The organism is Pedomonas sp. (assembly GCF_036515995.1).
Taxonomy (GTDB): Bacteria; Pseudomonadota; Alphaproteobacteria; order Sphingomonadales; family Sphingomonadaceae; genus Pedomonas.
Genome location: NZ_DATBUP010000124.1, coordinates 1 through 3,986 on the forward strand (window position 1 = coordinate 1; position 3,986 = coordinate 3,986).

2 protein-coding genes and 1 pseudogene are annotated in these 3,986 nt (G+C 65.6%); 2 read left to right on the top strand and 1 reads right to left on the bottom strand.

Going from position 1 to position 3,986, the window contains the following annotated elements; all coding sequences use genetic code 11:
• Window positions 1–147 precede the first annotated feature (147 nt).
• Window positions 148–2,532 (bottom strand): FdhF/YdeP family oxidoreductase, encoded by a 2,385-nt coding sequence (locus tag VIG90_RS09660; protein WP_331593295.1) that lies wholly within the window; start codon window positions 2,530–2,532, stop codon window positions 148–150.
• Window positions 2,533–2,789: 257 nt separating this feature from the next.
• On the opposite strand from VIG90_RS09660, the gene VIG90_RS09665 reads away from it, so the two are divergent.
• Window positions 2,790–3,305, top strand: a complete 516-nt coding sequence (locus VIG90_RS09665) for a DMT family transporter (RefSeq protein WP_331593296.1) — start codon at window positions 2,790–2,792, stop codon at window positions 3,303–3,305.
• A 70-nt stretch (window positions 3,306–3,375) separates the two neighbouring features.
• A pseudogene (locus VIG90_RS09670) lies at window positions 3,376–3,986 on the top strand (hypothetical protein); the annotation flags it as partial.

A 3,986-nucleotide genomic window follows, 5' to 3' on the forward strand; every position in this document is an offset into this window, starting at 1 on the left:
TGCGCGCCAGCGTCGCCAGCCTGGCTTCCTCCCGTTCCAGCAGAATCAACAGGAACGCCTGCGCCAGCGGCGAGGTCTCGGGCAGCAGCTCGGCAAGGCGGTCGAGGATGTGCCCGGCCGCCTGCGTGGTGTCGCCGTTTCCTGCCGTCATGCCGCCACGATGTCGCGCTTGGAAAGCACCACCGGAATAGACTTGCTCGTCGGCGTCATGCTGCGGTCGCCATAGCTCCACAGCGGCACCAGCACATTGGTCTCCGGGTAGTAGCTGGCCACCTGACCGCGCGGGATGTCATAGCCCACGATGCGGAAGCCCTCGGCTACCCGTTTCACCCCGTCGTCGATGGCGGTGCGGATGTCCACCACGTCGCCCACGGCCAGCCCCTCCGCGTCCATATCCTCGCGGTTCATGAACAGCACGCGTCGGTAGCCGTAGATGCCCCGGTAGCGATCGTCATAGCCGTAGACCGTGGTGTTGTACTGATCGTGGCTGCGGAAGCTCATCAGCGTGAACACGTGTGGGGAGTCCGGCGTGCCCATGCCGGTTTCGCTGAATTCTGGAATGGGCAGCGGGTTGCCCATCAGCCGCGCCTTCTTGCCCGGCGTGTTCCATTCCCGCTCGCGGGCGCTGTTGCGCAGGTGGAAGCCGCCCGGCTTGCTCACCTTCTCGTTATAGCCCTCGAAGCCGGGGATGACCCGGGCGATGGTGCTGCGGATGCGGCCGTAATCGGCCACCATCCCGTCCCAGTCGATCTTCACCTCCGGCAGCGTCGCTTTGGCCATGCCCGCAACGATGGCGGGTTCGGACAAAAGATGCGGCGAGACCGGCCTGTTGATGCCGCCCGAGCCGTGCACCATCGACATGCTGTCTTCCACCGTCACCATCTGGGCAACGCCGTTCTGCAGATCGATCTCGGTGCGCCCCAGGCAGGGCAAAATCAGCGCCTGCTCGCCCACGATCAGGTGGCTGCGGTTCAGCTTCGTCGAGACGTGAACCGTCAGTTTGGCTTGGGCGAGGGCGGCCTCGGTCATCTGGGTGTCGGGCGTTGCGGCGGCGAAGTTGCCGCCCATGCCGATGAACACCTTGGCCTTGCCGTCCAGCATGGCCTGAATGGCCTGCACCGTGCCGTAGCCCGGATGGCGTGGGGCCTTGATCGGGAACACGGCCTCCAGCCGGTCGAGGAACAGGGGCGAGGGGTGCTCCGTAATCCCCATGGTGCGGTCGCCCTGCACGTTTGAGTGGCCGCGCACCGGGCAGGGGCCTGCGCCCGGCTTTCCCACGTTCCCCTTCAGCAGCAGGATGTCCAGCAGGGTCTGGATCGTCACCACCGAATGGCGGTGCTGGGTCAGGCCCATGGCCCAGGTGAAGATGGTCTTGTCCGAATTGGCGTAGATCTCCGCCGGAAGCTCAAGCTGCTGCCGCGTCAGACCGGATTGCGCCTCGATGTCCTTCCAGTCGGTCGCCTCGGCGTCCGCTTTCAGCATCTCGAAGCCTTCCGTGTGCTGCTGCAGGAAGGCGTAATCGAACCGGCCCTGATACTTTTCGAACAGAATCTTGAGCAGGCCCTTGGCGGCGGCCATGTCCCCGCCCACGCGCACCTGACAGTAGTGGCTGGCGATCTCCACCCCGCCGCCCGGCAGCATGTCCTTCACGCTCTTGGGGTCGGCGAACTTCTCCAGCCCGCGTTCCTTCACCGGGTTGAACACCACGATCTTCGCGCCGCGCAGCGCCGCATCCCGCAGGCTGGCCAGCATGCGCGGGTGGTTGGTGCCGGGGTTCTGGCCCCACACGAAGATCGCGTCGGCCTTCTCGAAATCCTCCAGCAGCACCGTGCCCTTGCCGGTGCCGATCTGCTCGGTCATGGCGATGCCGGAGGCCTCGTGGCACATGTTGGAGCAGTCGGGGAAGTTGTTGGTGCCGTAGGCGCGCACGAACAGCTGGTACAGGAACGCCGCCTCGTTGCTGGTGCGGCCCGAGGTGTAGAACAGCGCCTCGTCCGGGCTGTCCAGCTCGCGCAGCGTCCGGCCGATCAGCTCGAAGGCGTCTTCCCACGAGACCGGCACGTAGCGGTCCAGCGTGCGCTCATAGCGCATCGGCTGCTTCAGGCGGCCTTGCGCTTCCAGATAATGATGGTCCTGCCGCTTCAGCCACTCCACCGAATGCTCGGCAAAGAAGGTGGGGCCGACAACGCGGCTGGTCGCCTCCCACGCCACGGCCTTCACGCCATTCTCGCAGAACTCGAAGGATGAGGCGTGCTCCGGGTCGCCCCAGGCGCATCCCGGGCAGTCGAAGCCGTGCGGCTGGTTCACGCCGCGCAGGGTCAGCGTGCTCTTGGCCGGGTTGCCCGAATGCAGCAGCGAGCGCGCCACGCTGGTCAGAGCGCCCCAGCCGCCGGCCGAGGTCTTGCGGGGCTTGCGCGCCTTGCCGGTCGCAACTGCGTCCGATTTATCCGCGCCGGCAGGGGCGGCTTCAGGAGCGCCTTCGGCGGCGGGTTTGCTCGTGTCGGATGCTGCTTTGGATGTCTGTTCCGTCATACCGGCAACTGTTTCCCCGAATGAACGACAGATGCAAGCCCTTGCTTGCATTGCTGCGATGCTCAAGGGGAGAGGTGCGGCGGAATGAGTCCGGTCAAGCTGCCTGCGTCTTCGTTACACCCGGCGGCGCTCACCCTGTGCCGCTCACCGTGTGCCTGAGCGCATCCGCATCAAAGCCGCATCGGTATCGGGGGCAGAGCGTTCTCCTGTACCGGCCAGTTCCGGCCCCTGTTCCTGAGTACAGTTCGGAGAGGTTCATGTCCTCAACGCCCTGGTGGAGTCACGTCCTGATGCTGCTGGCGACCGCCATCGTCGGCGCGGCCGTACCGCTTCAGGCAGGCACCAATGCCCAGCTTGCCCGCTTCGCCGGCCATCCGCTTTGGGCCACCGCCATCTCGCTGATCGTCAGTCTTGTTCTCGCCTTGCTCGTCATTCTGGCGCTGCGGCTACCGGTGCCGCGTCCGGCTGCCATGGCCGGTGCGCCGCTGTGGGTCTGGCTCGGCGGCCTGTACGGCTGCGTGTTTCTCGTCACCTCGCTCATCGTCGCGCCCCGGCTGGGGGCGGCGGTGTTCATGGTAGCGGTCATCGGCGGACAGGTCGTCGCCTCGCTTCTCATCGACCGCTTCGCGCTGGCGGGGTTCGAGCAGCGCATCATCACCCCGTGGCGGCTGGCCGGGGTCGTCCTCATCATTGCAGGAATCGTTCTCATGCAGGTCGGCGCGAACGACACCGGGGCGAGGCCCTCAGCCAGCGATCCCGCGGCCAATCCTTAGACGGAATATATTCTTGCTTTACCGGCCAATGCCCCGCCCAATGTATTAAAGCAGCAGGGGGAGGCGGCACATGGCGATAAGGGTCTTGCGGGCAGGACTGTTCGGCACAGCCTGCGCTGCTTATTTTACGGGAGTGCTGGCAGCGGGTGCAGCGGTATCCGGGCCTGACGTTCAGAAGCCTCAGGTGGGCAAGCCCCAGATCAGCAAGCCCGGCGTGGAGGCGCATCACCCGATTGCAGTGAGCGACATCCTGCCGGCAGACGCCTCCCAGTCAGCTGTAGAGAAGCCAGCCGTATCGAAGCCGCCATCCGCATCGAAGCCCCGGCCCGTCGCCCGCCATCCCATCGCCGTCAGCGATATACAGCCGCTCGATCCCAACAAGCTCCGCTCCTGGACGCCCGAGGAAAAGCAGATCGGCTTCCGCACGCTGGAGCGCATCTTTCCCGGTCATCTGGCCAAGCGCGGCCAGCAGGTCAGTTCTCTGCCGAAGGCCGCGAAGCCGCTCGCCCTGTCCTTCACCCACGGCGGGGAGGCGTGGGACATTGACCGCTTCATGAAAGCCAACGATGTCGCTGGGCTGCTGGTGCTGCGTGACGGGCGGATCGTGCTTGAACGCTACGCTCTGGGTTTCAGCGAGAACCAGCGCTGGGCGTCATTCTCTCTGGCCAAGTCCATCACCTC

Excerpts from the sequence above, each read along its gene's own strand:
- VIG90_RS09660 (WP_331593295.1), bottom strand. The coding sequence starts at position 2,532 with ATGACGGAACAGACATCCAAAGCAGCATCCGACACGAGCAAACCCGCC.
- VIG90_RS09665 (WP_331593296.1), top strand. The coding sequence starts at position 2,790 with ATGTCCTCAACGCCCTGGTGGAGTCACGTCCTGATGCTGCTGGCGACC.